The organism is Microbacterium plantarum, from assembly GCF_035231185.1.
Taxonomy (GTDB): domain Bacteria; phylum Actinomycetota; class Actinomycetes; order Actinomycetales; family Microbacteriaceae; genus Microbacterium; species Microbacterium plantarum.
Map to the genome: position 1 here is coordinate 610,273 of NZ_CP141117.1, position 15,482 is coordinate 625,754.

14 protein-coding genes are annotated in these 15,482 nt (G+C 72.2%); 8 read left to right on the forward strand and 6 right to left on the reverse strand.

Features of this window, described 5'->3' with window-relative positions; translation table 11 throughout:
- Window positions 1–6 precede the first annotated feature (6 nt).
- Complete coding sequence (locus VC184_RS02855; protein ID WP_323987242.1) at window positions 7–981, forward strand: squalene cyclase; 975 nt, start codon at window positions 7–9, stop codon at window positions 979–981.
- A 72-nt stretch (window positions 982–1,053) separates the two neighbouring features.
- A complete protein-coding gene (locus tag VC184_RS02860; RefSeq protein WP_282502058.1) occupies window positions 1,054–1,686 on the forward strand; it encodes a flavodoxin family protein in 633 nt (210 codons plus the stop codon).
- Window positions 1,687–1,693: 7 nt separating this feature from the next.
- Here the strand turns inward: VC184_RS02860 and VC184_RS02865 are convergent, their stop codons facing one another.
- Window positions 1,694–2,971, reverse strand: a complete 1,278-nt coding sequence (locus VC184_RS02865; RefSeq protein WP_323987243.1) for a glycosyltransferase — start codon at window positions 2,969–2,971, stop codon at window positions 1,694–1,696.
- Window positions 2,968–4,026 (reverse strand): glycosyltransferase family protein, encoded by a 1,059-nt coding sequence (locus VC184_RS02870; protein WP_323987245.1) that lies wholly within the window; start codon window positions 4,024–4,026, stop codon window positions 2,968–2,970. The genes VC184_RS02865 and VC184_RS02870 overlap by 4 nt, the downstream gene beginning before the upstream one ends.
- Before the next feature lie 115 nt (window positions 4,027–4,141).
- On the opposite strand from VC184_RS02870, the gene VC184_RS02875 reads away from it, so the two are divergent.
- The 4 genes from VC184_RS02875 to VC184_RS02890 are packed head-to-tail and all read left to right on the forward strand — an operon-like array spanning window position 4,142 to window position 8,185.
- Window positions 4,142–5,269 carry a glycosyltransferase family protein gene (locus tag VC184_RS02875; RefSeq protein ID WP_274178375.1) on the forward strand — a complete coding sequence of 376 codons (1,128 nt, stop codon included), beginning with the start codon at window positions 4,142–4,144 and terminating at the stop codon, window positions 5,267–5,269.
- Window positions 5,266–6,384, forward strand: a complete 1,119-nt coding sequence (locus VC184_RS02880; protein ID WP_323987247.1) for a glycosyltransferase — start codon at window positions 5,266–5,268, stop codon at window positions 6,382–6,384. The genes VC184_RS02875 and VC184_RS02880 overlap by 4 nt, the downstream gene beginning before the upstream one ends.
- Window positions 6,381–7,391, forward strand: coding sequence for a glycosyltransferase (locus tag VC184_RS02885; RefSeq protein ID WP_323987248.1), 1,011 nt, complete (start codon window positions 6,381–6,383; stop codon window positions 7,389–7,391). Before VC184_RS02880 ends, VC184_RS02885 begins: the two co-directional genes overlap by 4 nt.
- A complete protein-coding gene (locus tag VC184_RS02890) occupies window positions 7,388–8,185 on the forward strand; it encodes a glycosyltransferase family 2 protein (RefSeq protein ID WP_274178378.1) in 798 nt (265 codons plus the stop codon). Before VC184_RS02885 ends, VC184_RS02890 begins: the two co-directional genes overlap by 4 nt.
- Here VC184_RS02890 and VC184_RS02895 read toward each other — a convergent pair.
- The 4 genes from VC184_RS02895 to VC184_RS02910 form a co-directional block, all read right to left on the reverse strand.
- Window positions 8,145–9,347: a glycosyltransferase family 4 protein gene (locus VC184_RS02895; RefSeq protein WP_274178379.1), complete on the reverse strand. Its 1,203-nt coding sequence runs from the start codon at window positions 9,345–9,347 to the stop codon at window positions 8,145–8,147. The genes VC184_RS02890 and VC184_RS02895 overlap by 41 nt on opposite strands.
- Window positions 9,344–9,646, reverse strand: coding sequence for a DUF7882 family protein (locus tag VC184_RS02900; RefSeq protein ID WP_274178380.1), 303 nt, complete (start codon window positions 9,644–9,646; stop codon window positions 9,344–9,346). The genes VC184_RS02895 and VC184_RS02900 overlap by 4 nt, the downstream gene beginning before the upstream one ends.
- An 85-nt stretch (window positions 9,647–9,731) precedes the next feature.
- Window positions 9,732–11,120: a glycosyltransferase gene (locus VC184_RS02905; RefSeq protein WP_323987249.1), complete on the reverse strand. Its 1,389-nt coding sequence runs from the start codon at window positions 11,118–11,120 to the stop codon at window positions 9,732–9,734.
- 79 nt (window positions 11,121–11,199) lie between these two features.
- Window positions 11,200–11,892: an SDR family oxidoreductase gene (locus VC184_RS02910; protein WP_323987250.1), complete on the reverse strand. Its 693-nt coding sequence runs from the start codon at window positions 11,890–11,892 to the stop codon at window positions 11,200–11,202.
- Between the two features lie 220 nt (window positions 11,893–12,112).
- Between VC184_RS02910 and VC184_RS02915 the strand changes: the two genes are divergently transcribed.
- The gene (locus VC184_RS02915; protein ID WP_323987251.1) at window positions 12,113–14,017 is read left to right on the forward strand and encodes a beta-glucoside-specific PTS transporter subunit IIABC; all 1,905 of its coding nucleotides are present in this window, start codon (window positions 12,113–12,115) and stop codon (window positions 14,015–14,017) included.
- Complete coding sequence (locus VC184_RS02920; protein ID WP_282502069.1) at window positions 14,004–15,455, forward strand: family 1 glycosylhydrolase; 1,452 nt, start codon at window positions 14,004–14,006, stop codon at window positions 15,453–15,455. The genes VC184_RS02915 and VC184_RS02920 overlap by 14 nt, the downstream gene beginning before the upstream one ends.
- The last annotated feature ends 27 nt before the right edge of the window (window positions 15,456–15,482 follow it).

Genomic DNA, 15,482 nt, shown 5'->3' on the forward strand with positions numbered 1-15,482 from the left:
GACCGCATGACCGACACGGACGGCACGCTGGCGTGGCTTCTGGACACCGACCCGTCGCTGCGCTGGCAGGTGGAGCGTGATCTCGCCGACGCTCCGCCGTCCGTGTGGCAGGCCACGCGGGCTCGCGTCGCGACAGAGGGCAACGGCGCACGCCTCCTGCGGGAGCAGGGCGACGACGGTCAGTGGGAGGGTGGCGCGTACTTCCCGGCGGGGTTCTTCGACAGCGCGGAGGCCCGCGCGCCGGGACAGCCCTGGACGGCGACCACCTGGACCCTGAAGGATCTGCGGGAGTGGGGTCTGGATGCCGCCGTCCTCGGCGACACCGCGGAACGGCTGCGACGCAACAGCCGGTGGGAGTACGACGACCTGCCGTACTGGGACGGCGAGATCGACGTCTGCATCAATTCCTTCACGCTCGCGACGGGCGCCTGGCTCGGCGTCGACATGAGCGGCTTGGCGCAGTGGTTCCGCGAGCATCAGCTGGCCGACGGCGGGTGGAACTGCGAGGCGGAGGAGGGGCGATCGGTGCGCGGGTCATTCCACTCGACTCTCAACGCACTGCGCGGCATGCTCGCCTGGGAGCAGATCACGGGCGACCGGGCCCTCCGCGAGAGCCGGCACCGCGGGGAGGAGTACCTGCTGTCGCGGCGGCTGGCCTTCCGCGCCTCGACCGGCGAGCCCGTCGGCGACTTCGTGACGGAGTTCGTCTACCCCAACCGCCACCGCTACAGCGCGCTCGCCGCCCTCGATCATTTCCGCGCGGTCGCGCTTCTCGAAACCGCCGCACCCGACCCGCGGCTGGCGGAGGCGATCGACATGGTCCGGAACGCTCGCGCCGCCGACGGGACATGGCATCAGGGCGAGCCGCTGGCGGGACGCGTCTGGTTCGACATCGATGTCGCCGCGGGCGAGCCGTCGCCCTGGCTGACCATGATCGCCCTGCGCGTGCTGCGGTGGTGGGACGCCGCTGTTCCGGCCTGACGCCGCGCTGTCAACAGCCTGTCGCCCACCGCGGGGCGTCGCCGACGATGGCGGCAGACGAAAGGACTCGCCATGACGACAGACATGCCCGCTTCCGATGCCCCGCTCCGGGTCGTCGCCCTCAACTGCACGCTGAAGCCCGCGCCTGCGGAGTCGAGCACGCAGCTCATGCTGCAGCAGGTGCTCGACGCCCTCGCCGAGCACGGCGCCTCGGGCACGCAGGTGCGCATCGCCGACCTGAACATCGCGCCGGGCGTCGAGACCGACATGGGGGACGGAGACGAGTGGCCCTCCGTTCGAGAGCAGATCCTCGCCGCCGACATCCTCGTCGTCGGGACGCCCATCTGGATGGGACACGCCTCGAGCCTCGCGCAGCGCGTGCTCGAGCGCCTCGACGCCGAACTCTCCGAGACGGACGACGCCGGTCGGCCGATCCTCTTCGACCGCGTCGCCGTGGTGGCCGTGGTCGGCAACGAGGACGGCGCGCACAAGGCCACCGCCGACCTCTTCCAGGGGCTGAACGACGTCGGGTTCACGATCCCCGCACAGGGCGGCACGTATTGGAACGGCGAGGCGATGCAGACCGTCGACTTCAAGGATCTGGAGAAGACCCCCGACCCGGTCGCCTCGACGACCGCCACTCTCGCACGCAATGCGGCGCATCTCGCGCGCGTGCTGCGCGCCGCCCGCTACCCGGCGGAGTGAGCCCGGGTCAGCCCCAGCCGCCCAGGTAGGCGGCGAGATCGGGCTCGTCGGTGACGACGCGGCTCGCACGCGTCGTCACCGACGCGGTCGGGAAGAGATCCCCACGGCGCCAGCGGTCGCTCCGCGCGCGGGCGCGCACCGAGATGACCCGCAGGAGGGGCTCGCTGTCGGGGGAGCACAGGGTCAGCTCGCCGAGGCCTTCGCCGTCGACGCGAGCCAGTGCGGCGGTGAGGACGTCGTCGTCGGCGTCGATGCGGACCGGGCGGAGCAGCTCGATGATGATCCGGACGCGATCGAACGCGGGATCCGGCTCGGATTCCTCCGGAAGCACGGCGGCGCGCCCCGCAGCCGGCCCCAGAGCCGCGAGCACGCTGTCGATGGCGAGGAACCGCTGCCCGTCGCTCGCGCGCGGCGGCGCGGTGATCGCGATGTCGGGGTGGGTGGGCCGCAGGCCCCGGCCGGCGGAACCGGCGACGGGAATGAGGTCGCTGAGCCGGATGGTCTCCGCGTTGCGGCGCGCCACCGCGCCTTCATCGCGTCCGGCGGCATCCGGTCCGTCGTGCCACGCCACGGCTGCGGGCACGTGGGCGAGCAGCGCGCCGCGCAGCCACGCGCGATAGGTCCATTCCCAGTCCTCCCCGCCATACGACGTGAACGACTCGTCGAAGCCTCCCGTCGCGTCGAACAGCACCCGCGAGCACGCGATGACAGCCCCGATGACGTGGCGATAGCTGCGGTCGTCAGCGCGGAGCAGGTTCGCGGTTCGGCGATACTCCGCCGCGAGCCATTCCGGCTCGGGCAGGGCCGTGTGCGCCGCCTCTTCGGCGAGCCGGGCGGCGTCGACGCCGCGCAGGTCTGCGTGCCGGCGCCGCCCGACCGTGACGCAGTCCGGCGCGAGTGCGGGCAGCCGGGTCAGCTCGCGGATGAAGGCGGGCTCGGGGGCCGTATCGGCATCGAGGAACACGAGGACATCTCCGCGAGCCGCCGCGGCACCGAGGTTGCGGACGGCCGCGAGCCGGAAGCCCCGGTCCTCGTGGCGGACGAGCTCGACCCCGTCCGGAACGGAGGGCGGCTCGGGCGAGCCATCGTCCGCGACGATGATCTGCAGCCGGTCGGCCGGGTGATCCTGCGACCGCAGCGCGGCGAGCGTCCGAGCGAGCTGTTCGGGCTGGCGGTAGTGGGCGACGATCACCGAGACGGTCGGCGGCTGTTCGGGCCATCGGCCGTCGAGAAGGTCCCACCGGTTGCCGGGTAGGGCTTCGCCGGGCAGTGGGCCCGAGCTCATCGCGACATCCCGCGCCACCAGTTCAGGTACGACCCAGCGACGTCGGCCAGGTCGGGACGCAGGGGATGCCCGGGGGCCAGACGAGTCGAGGCCGGGTTCTCCCACGCCTCCGCGAGGCGGCCGGTCAGCTCCGCCGGGTCGAAGAGAACCGTCGTCCCGGGGCGCAGGCCGTCCATCTCGTCGCTGTAGCGCGACCGGACGACGAGCGGACGACGTCCGGCTTCGATCCAGTCGAGCATCGATCGCGAAGCCGACACGTGCTCGTGCGCGGCGACCGGGATGCCGGGCTCGCGCAGCCGCCGGGCGAACTCGGCGTCGTCGAGGAATCCGGTGATCTCGAAGCGGCCGCCGAGGTCGGCGGCCAAGCGTTCGAGCGTCGCGACGTCGCCCTCGTGGCCCGGCGAGGCGGCACCCAGAGCGCGGACGACCGCTTCGCCGACCGGTCGGCCCGACGCACGCAGCGCGTTCACTGCCGTGGTGGCGGCGCGCAGGGCCGGCTCGTGCCCCTTTCCGGGGTACACGAACCCCGCGATGAGCACGATGAGGTCGGCGGAGGCGCCGGGTCGGTCCGGGGCGTCGGCGGGACCCGGCTCAGGAGCGCGAGCGAGCCGGGTTCCGAGCGGGATCACCTCGGGCCGCAGGTCGTCGCCGAGGTGCTCCGACACGAGCAGCCGCTCGTGCTCGCTGTTGACGGCCACGGCGTCGGCGGCGGCGAAGAAACGGCGATAGGCGGCGACCCGGCGGTCGTACTTCGTGCCGTCTGACGGCTGCGGCAGATCGTGCAGTGTCAGGGTCAGCCGGCAGGCGCGCGAGAGCGTTTCGACCGCGTCGGCGGCATCCTCCAGGCTCGCTCCGAGCAGGCGGTCGGTCGCGTGCAGATGCACGGGCTCGTCGGGAGCGACCGCTGTCAGCACGGCGCTGAGGTCGGTCACGGCGGCGGCGCGCACGGCCGGGTCGAGACGGTGCGCGGCGGCGGCGACGTCGGAGCCGTAGTCGGTCACTCCGTGTCCGGCAGGACCCCAGACGAGGCACAGGGGAGGGGTGTCGACGGGCATCCGGTCATCGTTACCGGTCGCCTGTGGTTCGCGCAAGTGCGAGGCGCCGGGCGTCCCGCTCGGCTAGCGTCCGACTCGGATCGCCCCCGTTTCGGCGGTTTCAGCAAGGAGGACCGTGACCATCGTCACCGCCAGTGCGCCCCTGGACGAGATGTCCGGTGCGCCCGACGTGCGCGTCGTCGCGGTGCCCGCCGGGCATCCCTACGTGCAGCGTGTCACGCACGCCGCGGGCATCGAGCTTCTGCCCGACCCGCCGGTGGCTGGCGCGGCCGAAGGCGTGTGGTGGCCCCCCGTCGCCCTCGACCCCGACTGGATTCTTCAGCACGCCGATCGTGCCGACATCCTGCACGTGCACTTCGGCACCGAGTCTTTCCCCGCGGGCCATCTGACGGCGTGCATCGACGCGGCCCATGCCGCCGGTTGGGCGGTCGTCTTCACCGTCCACGATCTGACTCACCCCCAGCTCGCGGACCAGGGTCCGTACGCCGCCCAGCTCGACGAGCTCATTCCGCGCGTCGACGCTCTCGTGACGCTCACCGCAGGCGCCGCAGCCGAGGTGCGCGAGCGCTGGGGACGCGAGGCGGTCGTGCTGCCGCATCCCGCCATCCTGCGCGAGGGCGAGACCCCGTCGGTCGTCGCGGTGAGCGAAGAGCTGCGGATCGGAATGCACCTGAAGGACCTCCGCCCCGGCACCGATGGGCCGACCAGCGCGCGAACGCTGATCGCCGCGGTCGAGCGCCTCCGCGATGAGGGCCATCACGCTGTCGCCGAGATCCGCATGCACCGGTCGGTCCGCGATCACGACGCCCGCGACGAGGTGCGGGCGGCCGTGGCCGGCCACCCTTACGCGGTCCTCGTCGAGCAGGGCCGACTTCCCGACGCCGCGCTGAACACGGCGCTCGGCGGACTCGACGTCTGCGTGCTGCCCTACCGCTTCGGCAGTCATTCCGGCTGGCTCGAGCTCTGCTGGGACCTCGGCGTCCCCGTCGCCGTCCCCGATGTCGGCCACTTCGCCGATCAGCATGACGACGACTCGATCGCGAGCTTCCACCCGGGCGATGTGGAGACGCTCACCGCTTCATTGCGCACGCTGCTGTCGTGCGACGAGGCGGCCCGTCCCGGTTCGGTCGCGCGGGCTGATCTCATCGAGGCGCGTCGCGACAGTCGCCGCGAGCAGGATGCCGGGACGGCGCAAGCGCATGCCGCGCTGTACCGCCGTCTTCGCAGCGAGCGTGCCTCGTGACGGGGCGTCCGCTGCGCATCGCGGTCATCGCGCCGCTCCGGTTTCCGATCCGGAGGCCTCACGCCGGCGGGCTCGAGGCCGCCGTGTGGTCGGAGGTCGAGGCTCTGCGCGCCCGAGGCCACGAGGTGACCGTCGTCGCGGTGACCGGGTCGGACCACGTCGAGCCCGGCAGCATCTGGGAGATGCCCGAGCTGGGCTGGGACGCCGACGCGGTGCGCACCGACAAGACGTATCCGCCCGCCTACGAAACCCTCAGCGTGCCGATGCTCCGGCGTGCCCTCGAGACGATCGGCGCGCGGGCCGCGGACTTCGACGTGATCTCGAACCACTGCCTGCACGCCCTCCCGCTGCAGCTCGCACCGCAGCTGGACGTGCCGATGGTGACGACCCTGCACACGCCCGTCGACGATGACTTCGTGCGGGCCCACCGTGCCGCGGCGGGCCGGGGCAGCACGTTCCTCTCGGTCAGCGAGCACACGCGTCGGGAGTGGCAGCACGCGGGTGTCGCCTCGACCCTGCTTGCCAACGGCGTCGACCCCCGCGTCTGGACCGCAGGGCCGGGCGGCGACGACCTCGTCTGGTTCGGCCGCATCGTTCCCGAGAAGGCCCCGCACCTGGCCGTGGCCGTCGCCCGATCGCTCGGGCGACGGCTCACGATCGCCGGTCGTGTCGGCGACCGCGCGTACGCCGACGACGTGCTCGGCCCGCTGCTCGGCGACGACGTCACGCTGGCCGGTGAGCTCACCCCTCACGAACTCGCCGCGCTCGTCGGTCGGTCGGCCGTCGCGCTCGCGACTCCCGCGTGGGCCGAGCCGTTCGGGCTCGTCGGTCCGGAAGCCCTCATGTGCGGGACGCCCGTCGTCGGCTTCGCGGTGGGCGGCGTGCCCGAGATCGCGGCGGCCTCCGTCGGGATGCGCCTCGTGGGCGCCGGAGACGTCGCCGCGATGGCGGATGCCGTGGCGGAGATCTGGCCGCAGGCCCGTGATCCGCGCTTCCGTCGCGCGGTCCGGGGGCGGGCGGTGGAGCGGTTCTCGCTCGACGCGCGAACGAGTGCGCTCGAGGAGATCTTCGCGTCGCTGAGCACGCGCGCGGCGCCAGCCGAGCTGCCGGCATGACGGGGCGCATCGGCTGGTACGTGCACCATCATGGTCGCGGCCACCTGACCCGTATGCTCGCCATCGCGCCCCACCTCGATGTCGACGTCGTCTGTTTCAGCTCGATGCTGGCTCCCTCCGAGCTGCCCGCGAACGTCTCGTGGGTCGAGCTCGCTCGCGATGACGTGCCCGCACCGGCCGTCCCCGCCGATGACCCGACGGCGGGCGGCCTGCTCCACTGGGCTCCGTTGCACCACGTCGGCCACCGTTCGCGGTTCGCGGTCATCGCCGCAGCGGTCGGGGCGGGCGACATCGACGCGTTCGTCGTCGACGTCTCGGCCGAGGTGACGTTGTTCGTCCGGCTCCTCGGCGTGCCCGTGGTGATCATCACGCAGCCCGGTGACCGCACGGACGAGCCGCACCGGCTGGCTTATGCCGCGGCGCGGCGGGTCATCGCGCCCTGGCCGGAGGAGATCTATGCTCCCGAGCACCTGACCTCGCTCGGTGACCGCGTCGCGTTCGTCGGCGGGATCTCGCGGTTCGCCGGTCGTCGTCGGCCAGCGCAGCCGCGCGGCGACGAGGTCGTCCTGCTCGGCGGCGGCGGTGGCGCCGACGTCTCGGCCGACGACATCGCGGCCGCGGAGCGCGCGTCGGGGCGTCCGTGGCGTGTGCTCGGCGCCGGTTCCGGAGCGTGGGCCGCCGACCCCTGGGATGCGTTGACGACGGCAGCCGTCGTCGTGTCGTGGTGCGGTCAGAACGCGGTCGCCGATCTCGCCGCCGCGGGCGCACCTGCGATCGTCATCCCGCAGGAACGTCCGTTCTCCGAGCAGCGGGCGACCGCCCTGGCGCTCGGGCGGTCGGGCCTCGCCGTCGCCGTGCCCCGGTGGCCCGAGCCGGCGCGCTGGCCGGATCTGCTCGACCAGGCCTCGGCCTGCGGCGAGGGATGGACCGCGTGGCGCGCCGACGGAGCGGCGCAGCGCGCGGCGGAGATCATCCGTGCCGAAGCGGCGGCGGGAGCCGGTGCATGAGCGACATGGCGATCGTGACGCTCTGCTCGGCACCGCGCCTCGAGCACCTGCGCAATCAGCTGCGCGCGACGGCGGGTGTGCCGCGGGTCGTCGTCTGGATCGGCGACGACGATGCGCCCCTCCTCGACGCCGAGTCCGTGGTGCGCGTTCCCCCGGGGGCGGCCGGTCTGCGGCTCGCGGCGGCGCGAAACGCCGGCGCCCGTGCAGCCGAGGCGCTCGGGGCGCGCCTGCTCGTCTTTCTCGACGCCGATTGCGTCCCCGGGCCCGAGCTCGTCGATCGCTACCGTGACGCGGCGACCCAGCACCCCGATGCGGTCCTGTGCGGGCCGGTGACGTATCTGCCCGCGAGGGCCGCGCTCGACGCGGCGTCCCTCCGCGCGGCCACTGCGCCCCACGCGGCGCGCCCGGCTCCGCCCGCCGGCACCCTGCAACGTGCCGAGCCCGCGGAGTACCCGCTGTTCTGGTCGCTCTCGTTCGCGACCACGATCGCCGTGTGGCGGTCCGTCGGCGGGTTCGACGAGCGGTACGAGGGCTACGGGGGAGAGGACACCGACTTCGCGTTCTCCCTGCGTCGCGCCGGCGTCCCGATGATCTGGGTCGGCGGCGCCGACGCCTATCACCAGCATCACGAGACCTCGTCGCCGCCCTGGCAGCACCTCGACGACATCCTGCGCAACGGCGCCCTCTTCGCTGAGAAGTGGGGCGAGTGGCCCATGACGGGCTGGCTGGAGGCCTTCGAGCGAGCCGGAGCGATCACCCGCGAGGACGACGGCTGGCGTCGAGCCTCGGTCTGACCGCGCCGGCGAGCAACTCGGCCGCGGCAGCGAGCAGGTCGCGGGCCACGGGGTCGGGGGCGAAATCGGCGACCTGCGCGCGCGCATGCTCGGCGAGTGTCCGTGCCCAGGCGGGATGCCGCACGGCGACGGTGATCGCGGCGGCAAGACGTCCCGGGTCGGCGGCCGGCACGCTCTGGCAGTCCTGGCCGTCGGTGCAGAAGTCGTCGTATCCGCTGCCGGAAGTCACCACGAGCGGCGTGCCGATCGCCTTGACCTCGAGGGCGACGTTGCCGAAGCCTTCCCAGCGAGAGGGGCAGATGACGACATCCGCTCGTGAGATCGCTCCGTAGAGCTCCTCGCCCGGCACGTGCCCGAGCCAGATCACGCGGTCGCGCGCCGTCGGCGGCAGCATCTCGAGGAGTGCGGCGCGCGTCGGCTCGTACCGGGCATCCCCACCCGCGCCGGCGAGGACGAGGCGCGCGCCCGGCACGTCGTCATGCACGAGCCGGAACGCCGCGAAAGCGTCCTCGACGCCCTTCCGTCGCTCGGAACGGCCGAGGAAGAGCACGACCGGCGCGTCATCGTCGGGCCAGCCGTCGGGTGCGGCCGCGCGCGTCGCTGCGGCCGCGACCGCGTCGACGTCGATGCAGTTGCGGACGACGCGAGCCGGCGGCAGGCCCGGGTACAGGTCGCTGGTGCGCTCGAGCATCGCCCGCGAGATGGCGATGAGACCGGCGGACCGGTACAGCTGATGCCGTTCCGCCGACGCTTGCCGCAGGCGGGCGAGCCGCTGCCCGATCGGCAGGTCTCCCGGCGTGAGCCCGGACACCTGGTCGGCGAGGCGGACGCCGGTCGCCAGATTCGTCAGCAGGGGTGCCGTGCGGGGGAGCGGCGCGGCCAGGCCACCCCACTCGGGAGCGAAGACGACGTCATGGTGATGAGCGCGGTAGGCGCGACGCACGCCGCCGTCGACCAGCCTGACCCCGTCGCCCGGGTCGTCGGACACGAGATCGTCCCTCGTCTCGAGCGCGAGGTCGACGGCGACCCCCTGGCGGGCCAGGGCCGGGAGCAGCGCGGCGTAGTGACGGCCGATTCCGCCGGTGTAGGCGGTGACGCCGGCGTATTCGGGACTCGCGACGAGCCAGCGCGTCTCGGCCCGCGAGGTGAGCAGGTCGGTCATGAGGCCTCGAGCGGAAGCGTGCCGAGGGAGAGCCCGGTGACCGCGGCGGCCTCGGTGAGCATCGCCCGCACCCGCCGCGGATCGGTGGCGACGGGATGAGGCGACGCGAAGTCGAACCGGAGGGGGATCGACCGCTCGAGCCACAGCGTGCTGCGCCCCTGTCCGTCGCTGTGTCTCCAGCTCACCGTGAACCCTTCGCCTGCGCCGAGCTTGGCGGCGACCACGAGCTGGAGGTGGGCGAGGATGTCGTCGGGCATGGCGACGGGGATGAGGCCCGACCCGTATCGCAGTTCTCCCATCGCGGCGCTCTCCCCTCGTGCCACGACAGGGTGCACCAGGGGCCCGCTGTTGCGAGTGCCCCTTGACGAGCTGGCGGACGGCGGGCTAGCGGGTGGAGCGGTGCAGTCGTCGTCGCACGTCGCCGACGACGCGACGCGCCGCCGCCGACAACCGGCGCAGTCCGCCGCGGGTGCGCCCCCGGCGGCGAGCCGCGCGCAAGATGCTCGCCCAGCGGCGGCGGATGCGCGCGTCGCTGTACTCGGATGCGGTCGCTCGGGCGTTCTCCCGCATCGCGGCCCGCCGGACGGGGTCGAGCTCGACCGCGGCTCGCACGGCGTCCGCGAGGGCGCCGACGTCGCCGTCCGCGACGAGCCATCCGTTCTCGCCGTGGCGGATCAGCTCGGCCGGTCCGTAGGCGATGTCGTAGGCGATGGGGAGGCAGCCCGCGGCCATCGCCTCGAGGAGGACCAGACCGAACGCCTCCGATCTGCTCGTGAGCAGAAGGACGCTGGCGGTGGCCATGGCCGCTGCCGGCTCGTCGGTGTGCCCGTGGAAGCGGATCGCGTCGTCGTCCTCGGCGAGGACGGCGAGCTCGGCGGCGCGAGAACCCGTGCCGTAGATGTCGAGGGGGACGCGCGGTCCGTCGTCGCTGTGCACGAGGCGCACCGCCGCGACGGCATCCTCCACCCGCTTGATCGCTTCGAGCCGGGCGATGACGACGGCGCCGGTTCGCGCGGCCTCCGTCGGCAGGGTCGCGGCGTCGATGAGCGAGACCGGGTGGGCGACGCTCGCCAGGAACGGGCGCGGCCCCACGATCGCCCTCACGTCGGCGGCCTGGGCGTCGGTGGCGAATGCGACGGCGTCGAAATCGGTCAGTCGCGAGAACACCGCCTGGCGCGATGCTCGCACCGAGCCCGGTTTCGGCCCCCGGTGCGAGCCATGGATGACGTGCACGGTCGTGACCCGGCGTCGCCGGTATCCCGCCGCGAAGGGCGCAACGGTTTTGCTGTCGACGATGAGGAACGCCTCGCCGTCGCCCACGAGGTGGTCGAGCCAGTCGGCGTAGAAGTCGTAGCGTCGGCGCCAGGCGCGGACCGGTCGGCCGTCGGCGTCGCGGGCCAGGAGGAGGCGGCCCCGGGCGCCGACCCGTCGTTCCGACAGCGCGATCGTGCCATCGGGGCGGAGGTGGTCGATGTCCACCGGTTTGCCGTCGGCGCCGAGCCGCAGGCGGCGGAGGATGACGTCGTTCGCCTCATCGATGATGACGCCGTCGTCCGCGGGATCGAGCGCGGGCGGTGCGTCGGGGAGCCCCGTGCCGGGATGCACGCCGCCGGTCCGTGGCCAGTCGTAGAGGTTGCGAATCGTCACGGGCGTCGTGGCGTCGGGGTCGGTGACCGGCGGCAGGGGGAACGCGCGGTCGTCGAGGGTGAGCACGTCGACCGGAGTTCCGGCCTCGGCGAAGAGGCGGCTGCGATCGAGCAGGGCGGTGGTCATGCCCCCGTAGGGAACGGCGATGCCCCAGGTCAGTGCGAGGTGACGCCCGGGAGGAAGGTCGGAGCCGGCCACGTCGACGTCACCGGGGGCCGGGACGCACGGACACGTCCGGGACCAGGGCGTCTCGTGGCAGGTCGAGGGCGGCGAGCACGGTCGTCGCGACCGACTCGGGATCGATGAAGGCGGCGGGGTCGTAGTCGCGGCCCTCCTGGCGGTGCACCTCCGCCTGCATCGGCGTGGCGGTCCGCCCCGGGTAGACCGTCGTCACGCGGACGCCGTGGGCGGCCTCCTCGCCGCGCAGCGCGTCGGCGAGGGCCTTGAGTCCGTGCTTCGACGCGGCGTAGGCGCTCCACGCCGGGTGCGCCGTGAGGCCGGCGCCGGAGTTGACGAACAGGATCTGACCGCGCGCGGCCCGTACCGCGGGCAGAGCGAGGCGGGTGAGCTCGGCGGCGGCGATGAGGTTGACGGTGAGCTGATCGGTCCATGCGGCGACGGGCAGCTCGGCAACAGGACCCAGCTCGACGACGCCCGCGCCGTGGATGACGGTGTCGATCGCCTCCGGCAGCCGGTCCGCGAGCGCGCCGGCGAGGGCCGCGGGCTCGCGCAGGTCCGCGGCGACGCCGACGGCGTCCGGGAGGAGCTCCGTGAGCTCGGCCGCGCGGGCCTCGTTCCGGCCGAGGAGCACGAGCCGGTCGCCACGGTCGGCGAGCCGGCGCGCGATCGCGAGTCCGATGCCCGAGCCCGCGCCCGTGATGAGATGCGTCTGCGTCATGCACCCATCGTCGCATCCGCGCGACGGCCCCGCCGTGCTCGTTTGCGTGCCGCCGTGGAACGTGCGACGATCATCTCGGACATGTGACTGGTCATGCAGGCAGGATCCGAACGTACGTGCATCGCACGGCGGTCGGGTCCTTTTTTTATTGCCTCCGACCGGGGCCGGAGCGGAGCCGCTCCGGCGGTACGGTCCGGGATTCCACAGGAGGAAAACGAAGATGACCACCACGAAGGACGCCGCGGGCGCGATCCTCGAGCACGTCGGCGGACCCGAGAACATCGCCGCCCTGCAGCACTGCTCGACGCGGCTCCGATTCAATCTCGTCGACGACGCCCGCGCCGATGAGGCGGCTCTGAAGGCGGTGCCCGGCGTCATCGGCGTCGTGCGCGGTCCGCAGACCCAGATCATCGTCGGGTCGAAGGTGGGCGACTACTTCACCGAGATCGAGAAGCTGCGCGGCGGGCGTGCGGCGGCACGTGCGGCGGGGGAGACCCGTCCGAAGCTGACATGGAAGCGCGCGGGCTCGGCGATCATGGACTTCGTCGTCGCGGTGTTCACCCCGATCATCCCGGCCATCGCCGGCGCGGGCATCTTCAAGTCGTTCCTGATCCTCGCCTCGGCGCTCGGGTGGATGCAGACGACCGACCCCAGCTACCAGGTGCTCTCGGCGATCCCCGACGCGGTGTTCTTCTTCCTGCCGCTGCTGGTGACTTACACTGCCGCGAAGAAGCTGGGCGTCAACATCCCGCTGGCTCTCGGCATCGTCGGGCTCTTGGTGTTCCCGACGTTCTCCGGTCTGCTGACGCAGGAGGGCGGTGTCGCGCTCTTCGGCCTCGCCATCCCCGCGATCTCCTACAACGCCCAGGTCTTCCCGCCGATCCTCGCGGTGCTGCTGCTGTGGCCCGTCGAGAAGCTGGCGACGAAGATCACGCCCGGGCCCATCCGCACCTTCTTCGTGCCGCTGCTGTGCTTCATCGTGGTCTCGCCGATCATGATCTTCGCCCTCGGGCCCCTCGGTTACGGCCTCGGATCGCTGCTCACCGGCGGCATGCTCTGGCTGTACGGCACGCTCGGCTGGGTCGCTATCGCGCTGCTGGCAGCCGTGCTCCCCTTCATCATCTCGGTGGGCATGCACAAGGCGTTCATCCCGCCCACGATCGCCGCCGTCGCACAGCAGGGGCGTGACCCCTTCTACCTCGTGGCCTCGCTCGCCCACAACATCGCCGAATCGGGCTCGAGCCTGGCCGTCGCTATCCGCACCCGCAACAGGACTCTGCGCGGCACGGCCATCTCGTCGGGCGTCTCCGCGTTCTTCGGCATCACCGAGCCCGCGCTCTACGGCGTGACGCTGCAGAACCGCCGTGCGCTGTTCGCGGTGATCGCCGGCTCGCTGACCGGCGGCGTCTACCTGGGCATCGCCGCCGTGGGCGCCTTCGCGCTCGTCAGCCCGGGGGCTGCGAGCATCTCGATGTTCATCGACGTGCTCAACCCGTGGAACCTCATCCATGCCGTCATCGGGGCGCTCGTCGCCTTCGCGACCGCCTTCGTCGTCGCGCTCGTCATCTGGAAGGACTCCGACTCGGGCACGATCCGCGCCCTCGAGGCTCAGACCGGCCCGGCGGGCGGGATCGCGCCCAACCCGGTCGGCGACGGCCGCCTCGTCGCCCCCGTCGCGGGCGAGGTCGTCCCGCTCGACCGCGTCGACGACCCGGTCTTCGGCGGCGGCATCCTCGGCGACGGCGTCGCGATCCGCCCCAGTGCGGGCGCCGTGTACGCGCCGCTGTCGGGAGTGGTCTCGAGCCTGCTGCCCTCGAAGCACGCCTTCGGCATCACCGGCGACGACGGCGTCGAGATCCTCGTCCACGTCGGGCTCGACACGGTCAAGCTCGACGGAGCTCCCTTCGTCGCCCACGTCGCGCAGGGCGATCGCGTCGAACGCGGGCAGCTGATCCTCGAGGCCGACCTCGAGGCGATCCACCTCGCCGGCTTCGACACGATCACCCCGGTCGTCGTCCTCAACGGCGACGCGTTCGAGGTCGTCGAAGCCCTCACCGGGCCCGTCGAGGCGGGCACCGGCATCTTCACCGCTCGTACCAAGGAGGCCGCTCGTGGCACTGTCTGATTCGTTCCTGTGGGGCGGCGCGCTCGCCGCCAATCAAGCCGAGGGCGCGTGGCGCGAGGGCGGCCGCGGTCCGGCCGTCTCGGACATCGCGAAGTATCGTCCGAACGTCGACCCCCGCGAATACGCGATCCATCACGCGCACACGGTCGAGAGCATCACCGCCGCCATGGCCGATGATGACGAGACGTATTACCCCAAGCGCCGCGGCATCGACTTCTACCACCGGTATCCCGAGGATCTCGCCCTGTTCGCCGAGATGGGGTTCACGGTGCTGCGCGTGTCGATCGCGTGGACGCGGCTGTACCCGACGGGCGAGGAGACCGAACCCAACGAGGACGGCATCGCCTTCTACGAGGGGCTGTTCACCGAGATGCGGCGGCTGGGCATCGAACCGCTCGTCACGCTCTCGCACTACGACCCGCCGCTTGCCCTCGCCCTGAAGAACAACTGCTGGGTCGATCGCGGCACGATCGCCCTGTTCGAGCGCTTCGCCCGCACGTGCTTCGAGCGCTTCGGGCACCTGGTCAAGCTGTGGCTGTCGTTCAACGAAATCGACGGCATCGTGCGGCATCCGCTCACTTCGGGCGGCATCATCGAGGAGACCGTCGAAGGCAGCATCCTGCAGGCCTGCTACACCGCCCTCCATCACCAGTTCGTGGCCTCGGCCTCGGTGACGCGGATGCTGCACGAGATGTGGCCCGAGTCGCAGATGGGCTGCATGCTGACCATGCTGAAGACCTACCCGCTGACGTGCCACCCCGACGACATCGCCGCGACCCAGGCGAAGGACCGGCTGCTCTACCTCTGCACGGATGTCCAGGCCGGCGGCGCCTACCCCCGCCTCGCCCTGAACGCGCTCGCGCGACAGGGCGTCGAGATCCCGTTCGCCGAGGGGGATGCCGAGCTGCTGCGCGAGCACCCCGTCGATTTCATCTCGCTGTCGTATTACATGACCCTCGCCGAGTCCGTCGACCCGGATGCCGAGCGGACCCCGGGGAACACGGTGCTCGGGGTCAAGAACCCCTACCTCGAGTCCAGCGAGTGGGGCTGGCAGATCGACCCGGTCGGGCTGCGGATCTCGCTCATCGATCTGTACGACCGCTACGGCAAGCCGCTGTTCATCGTCGAGAACGGGCTGGGCATGCGCGATGAGCTGACCGCCGACGGGCGCGTCCACGACCCCTACCGCATCGACTATTTCCGGGCGCACTTCCGCGAGATGATCCGGGCCGTCGACGAGGGCGTCGAGCTGATGGGCTACACCAGCTGGGCGCCGATCGACATCATCAGTGCGTCGTCGTCGCAGATCTCGAAGCGATACGGTTTCATTCACGTCGACCTCGACGATCTCGGTCAGGGCAGCGGTGAGCGTCGGCGCAAGGATTCGTTCTGGTGGTACCAGCGGGTGATCGCCACGAACGGCGCAGATCTCGGGTGACCCTCCTGCTCCACGAGCGTGAGGCCG

Excerpts from the sequence above, each read along its gene's own strand:
- VC184_RS02855 (WP_323987242.1), top strand. The coding sequence starts at position 7 with ATGACCGACACGGACGGCACGCTGGCGTGGCTTCTGGACACCGACCCG.
- VC184_RS02860 (WP_282502058.1), top strand. The coding sequence starts at position 1,054 with ATGACGACAGACATGCCCGCTTCCGATGCCCCGCTCCGGGTCGTCGCC.
- VC184_RS02865 (WP_323987243.1), bottom strand. The coding sequence starts at position 2,971 with ATGAGCTCGGGCCCACTGCCCGGCGAAGCCCTACCCGGCAACCGGTGG.
- VC184_RS02870 (WP_323987245.1), bottom strand. The coding sequence starts at position 4,026 with ATGCCCGTCGACACCCCTCCCCTGTGCCTCGTCTGGGGTCCTGCCGGA.
- VC184_RS02885 (WP_323987248.1), top strand. The coding sequence starts at position 6,381 with ATGACGGGGCGCATCGGCTGGTACGTGCACCATCATGGTCGCGGCCAC.
- VC184_RS02890 (WP_274178378.1), top strand. The coding sequence starts at position 7,388 with ATGAGCGACATGGCGATCGTGACGCTCTGCTCGGCACCGCGCCTCGAG.
- VC184_RS02895 (WP_274178379.1), bottom strand. The coding sequence starts at position 9,347 with ATGACCGACCTGCTCACCTCGCGGGCCGAGACGCGCTGGCTCGTCGCG.
- VC184_RS02900 (WP_274178380.1), bottom strand. The coding sequence starts at position 9,646 with ATGGGAGAACTGCGATACGGGTCGGGCCTCATCCCCGTCGCCATGCCC.
- VC184_RS02905 (WP_323987249.1), bottom strand. The coding sequence starts at position 11,120 with ATGACCACCGCCCTGCTCGATCGCAGCCGCCTCTTCGCCGAGGCCGGA.
- VC184_RS02910 (WP_323987250.1), bottom strand. The coding sequence starts at position 11,892 with ATGACGCAGACGCATCTCATCACGGGCGCGGGCTCGGGCATCGGACTC.
- VC184_RS02915 (WP_323987251.1), top strand. The coding sequence starts at position 12,113 with ATGACCACCACGAAGGACGCCGCGGGCGCGATCCTCGAGCACGTCGGC.